Source organism: Streptomyces sp. RP5T (assembly GCF_003933965.1).
GTDB lineage: Bacteria > Actinomycetota > Actinomycetes > Streptomycetales > Streptomycetaceae > Streptomyces.
This window is the reverse complement of sequence record NZ_RSAJ01000690.1, coordinates 1-4,098: the sequence shown is the minus strand read 5'-3', so window position 1 is coordinate 4,098 and position 4,098 is coordinate 1. Positions and strand designations below refer to the sequence as shown.

At 69.8% G+C, this 4,098-nt stretch carries 5 protein-coding genes; 3 read left to right on the top strand and 2 right to left on the bottom strand.

Features of this window, described 5'->3' with window-relative positions:
* Positions 1–15: 15 nt before the first annotated feature.
* The gene (locus tag EHS43_RS39245) at positions 16–894 is read left to right on the top strand and encodes an ABC transporter permease subunit (protein WP_125195349.1); all 879 of its coding nucleotides are present in this window, start codon (positions 16–18) and stop codon (positions 892–894) included.
* Positions 895–901: 7 nt separating this feature from the next.
* On the opposite strand, the gene EHS43_RS39240 is transcribed toward EHS43_RS39245, so the two are convergent.
* Complete coding sequence (locus EHS43_RS39240) at positions 902–1,243, bottom strand: hypothetical protein (protein WP_037721485.1); 342 nt, start codon at positions 1,241–1,243, stop codon at positions 902–904.
* A 222-nt stretch (positions 1,244–1,465) separates the two neighbouring features.
* Here EHS43_RS39240 and EHS43_RS39235 point away from each other — a divergent pair, with 222 nt between their 5' ends.
* On the top strand, positions 1,466–2,494 hold the full coding sequence (locus tag EHS43_RS39235) for an LLM class flavin-dependent oxidoreductase (protein ID WP_125195348.1): 1,029 nt from the start codon (positions 1,466–1,468) through the stop codon (positions 2,492–2,494).
* A gap of 86 nt (positions 2,495–2,580) precedes the next feature.
* Here the strand turns inward: EHS43_RS39235 and EHS43_RS39230 are convergent, their stop codons facing one another.
* Positions 2,581–2,973: an SCO5389 family protein gene (locus EHS43_RS39230; RefSeq protein ID WP_007384741.1), complete on the bottom strand. Its 393-nt coding sequence runs from the start codon at positions 2,971–2,973 to the stop codon at positions 2,581–2,583.
* A gap of 255 nt (positions 2,974–3,228) precedes the next feature.
* On the opposite strand from EHS43_RS39230, the gene nucS reads away from it, so the two are divergent.
* Positions 3,229–3,900, top strand: a complete 672-nt coding sequence (gene nucS, locus EHS43_RS39225; protein WP_125195347.1) for an endonuclease NucS — start codon at positions 3,229–3,231, stop codon at positions 3,898–3,900.
* The last annotated feature ends 198 nt before the right edge of the window (positions 3,901–4,098 follow it).

Genomic DNA, 4,098 nt, shown 5'->3' with positions numbered 1-4,098 from the left:
GCCCGAGGACGCCCGATGAGCACCCCCCAGCCTTCGATGCCGCAGCCCCAGGCCGCCGTGCCGAACTGGCAGGCGCCGGGAGGGCCGTCGTACCCCGGCTACACCTCGCCGATCCCCGTCGTGCGCACGCACCTCGGGCACGCCGTCGCGTCGGAGTGGACGAAGATCCGGTCCGTGCGGTCGACGATCTGGACACTGGGCGTGTTCGTGCTGCTCGTCATCGGGATCGGGCTGGGTGCCGCCGCCCTGGTCGCCGCCAACACCTCGCAGGAGAGCATCCGGGGCGAGAACCCGCTGTCGTTCGGGTTCTTCGGGCTGCTGCTCGGCAGCATGTGCGTGATCACGCTCGGCGTACTGACCACGGCGTCCGAGTACGGCACCGGGATGATCCGTACGACGATGGTCGCCTGCCCCTCCCGCGGCCGGGTCCTCGCGGCGAAGGCGCTCGTGTTCTTCGCCGTCGCCTTCGCGACCACCCTCGTCTCGGTCCTGGTCGTCGCCCTCGCGGACGTGGCCCTGCTGGACGGCGCCCGCACCCCGACCGGCCAGGAGTGGCTGAAGGGCACCGTCGGCATCTCGTTCTACATCGCGCTGCTCGGTCTGCTCTCGCTGATCGTCGGCTCGGTCATCCGGCACTCGGCGGGCGCGATCACCCTGATGATCGGTCTGGTGCTGGCCCCGCTGGTCATCGCGCTGTTCATGTTCTCGCAGTCCCTGGCGGACGTGCGCCAGGCCCTGTTCGAGTACTCCATCCCGAACCAGCTCAGCGTGTTCTACTCCAACTCCCTCACCGAGACCGGCCCTTCGGGCTGGGACCCGCTGTGGATCATGCTCGGCGTGACGGCGGTCGCGTTCGCCGCCGCGTTCGCGCTGCTGGAGAAGCGGGACGTGTAGGAAAGCCCTAGAACCTCGGCGCGTTACGGGACCGCTGCACCCGCGTGGTGCGGCGGTCCCGCGCGTTCCAGCACGCCTTGTGCCAGTGTCTGCGCTCGTCGACACCCGAGTGGTCCGGCCAGGCCACCACGTGCGGGACGCCGTCCGGGATCATCTGGTCGCAGCCCGGGCAGCGGTACGTCTTGCCCTGCGCGCTGGCCCCTGCCACATGCCGGACGTTCCAGTCCTCGCCCTGCCAGTGCGTCGAGGACTGGAAGCCGCCGTAGCGACCGGAGCGGTCGTCCTCGGCACTCCGGCCGGCCGAGTCCGACGAACCGGAACCCTTGGGTCGGTTGCGACGCGGGGACACAGGACACCTCACGGGGCTATACAGGAAGCAGGGACCGTATCCAGCCTACGCGGCGCGCGGCGGGGTACGCGTACGGCGCCAACCCCCACAAGTCCCCCTCGGGGGCGCCGATTCTGCAGACAATCGGCAAATCTCTCCGCCAGGCCGTGTCCTCGGCACGTGTCGGACGGTTATGCCGGGTGGGGGAGCTCCGTGTCGGAGCCAAGGAAGCAGGAAAAGCACATGCACGTGGGAAGTTTCGTGTTGGCGGCCCAGTTCCCGGGACAGGGCCAGGGGGAGGCGCTGCACCGCGCGGTCCGCTCGGCCGAGGTCGCGGAGGAGGCCGGACTCGACGCGGTCTGGCTGGCAGAACACCATTTCGTGCCGTACGGCACCTGTCCGTCGGCGATCACCCTCGCCGCCCTGCTGCTGGGCCGCACGCGCCGCATCCGGGTCGGCACCGCGGTGAGCGTGCTGCCCACGGCGCACCCGGTGGCGCTCGGGGAGCAGGCCGCGCTGCTGCACCTGACGAGCGGCGGGCGCTTCTCGCTGGGCGTGGGACGCGGCGGTCCGTGGGTCGACCTGGAGGTGTTCGGCTCGGGGCTCGACGCCTACGAGAAGGGGTTCCCGGAATCACTCGATCTGCTGGTGCGGTGGCTGCGCGAGCCGTCCGTAGGGGCGGACGGAGAGCGCTTCCGCTTCCGCGAAGTGCCGGTCGTACCAAGGCCGTCGGAGGCGCTCACGGAGACGGACGGCCCCGAGGTGATCGTCGCCTGCACCTCCCCGGCGAGCGTCCGGCTGGCCGCCGAGCGCGGGCTGCCGATGCTGCTCGGGATGCATGTCGGGGACGAGGAGAAGGCGGAGATGGTCGCGCTGTGGCGCAGGCAGGCGCGTGCCGCCGGCCACGCACCGGAGAAGGTGCTGGGCGCGCCCCATGTGTCGGCCGGTGTCTGCCAGCTCGCGGACCGGCGCACCGACGCGGTGGAGACCCTGGTGAAGGCGATGCCGGGCTGGCTCAGGCAGGGGCTCGGCGCCCACGTCACGGTCGACGGCCGCGCACGGCAGATGCGCGATCCGGTGGCCTACACCGAACTGCTGTGCGGACTGCACCCGGTGGGGACCCCGCGACTCGCCGCCGACCGCCTCGCGGCGACCAGCGAACGGACGGGTGTCTCCCGTTTCGCCCTGCTCGTCGAGGGCTCGGGAGACCTGGCGGCCACCGAGGAGAACGTACGGCGGCTGGGTGCGGAAGTGCTGCCGCATCTGACCTGAAACGGAACAACCCTGTCCAGCGGGAGCTTGCCGCCCCGGTACTGATGCACCTCCCGCGTACGGAGCGGCAAGCAAGCGGCGCCGCGTCAGCAGTCCCGGAACTCCGGAGACTGGTTCAGCAGCTGACTGCGCACCGAGGTGAAGCGGACGAGCGTCTCGTCGACAGAGGAGTCCAACGGGAACACCGCCACCCGGTGGCAGTTCTGGAAGGCCAGCCGCACACCGAAGTGCCGCTGCAGCGCGCCGCGTATCGCGTCACTCGCAAGCGCACGCAGCAGCTGACCGCGTGCCTGCTCGTCCGGCGGGGGCGTCTGGTTGTCGGCGAAGTTGCCGCCGTCCACCTTCAGCTGGGCCACCAGGGAGCTGATCATCTCCCATGCGTAGGGCAGGGAGGTCCGGACGCAGTCGACGAATTCCGCTTCGTCGACCTCGCCTCGCTCGGCCTTCTCGAGTAGGGCCGGTGAGACGTCGAGCGACATGGGTTCTCCTCTCGCACCCCTGATTCCTCAGGGGTTGCCGGACAGATGAGGGACGCCGCGCTGCCGGACACGCTCAGTACATGCCTCGCGACCTCCCGTTTACTACCGTAGGCAACGGACGGTGACGGCACCAGGAGAATGCGAACAAAGGGCGCTCCCAACAGGCCCACAATCGGCCACAAGTGAGCAGGGGTTCTCCACAGCCTTACGGGCCGAATCGCGTGGACATGCGCCCGTCGAGTAGCGTTGCCGACCATGCGTCTCGTCATTGCCCGGTGTTCCGTCGACTACGCGGGCCGGCTCACCGCCCACCTGCCCTCGGCCCCCCGTCTGATCCTGGTGAAGGCCGACGGCAGCGTCTCCATCCACGCCGACGACCGGGCCTACAAGCCCCTGAACTGGATGTCGCCGCCCTGCACGTTGAAGGAGGGGACCGGCGACGACGACGGCGTCTGGACCGTCATCAACAAGGCGGGCGAGAAGCTCATCATCACGATGGAGGAGGTTCTCCACGACTCCTCGCACGAACTGGGCGTCGACCCCGGCCTGATCAAGGACGGCGTGGAAGCACACCTTCAGGAGCTGCTCGCCGACCGCATCGAAACGCTCGGCGACGGCTACACGTTGATCCGGCGCGAGTACATGACGGCCATCGGCCCGGTCGACATCCTGTGCCGGGACGCCGACGGGCAGACCGTCGCGGTGGAGATCAAGCGGCGCGGCGAGATCGACGGTGTCGAGCAACTCACCCGCTACCTCGACCTGTTGAACCGCGATCCCCATCTCGCCCCGGTCCGCGGCATCTTCGCCGCCCAGGAGATCAAGCCCCAGGCCCGCGTCCTGGCCACCGACCGCGGCATCGGCTGCGCGGTCCTGGACTACGACGCGCTGCGGGGCATCGAGGACGACAAGCTGCGGCTGTTCTGACAGCTCCTTCTCCGCCACGACGACGAGGGCCGGGTCCGTGCGACGGACCCGGCCCTCCTGTGTGCGCTGTCCTAGATGATCGTCCCGCTCGACGAGCTCGCGGTACCGCTCTCGGGGGCACTGGCCGAACTGGACTCCACCGGGGTGGTGGAGGCGGGGCCGCTGGCCGAGGTGGAGTTGGTCGGGGTGGTGTCGGTC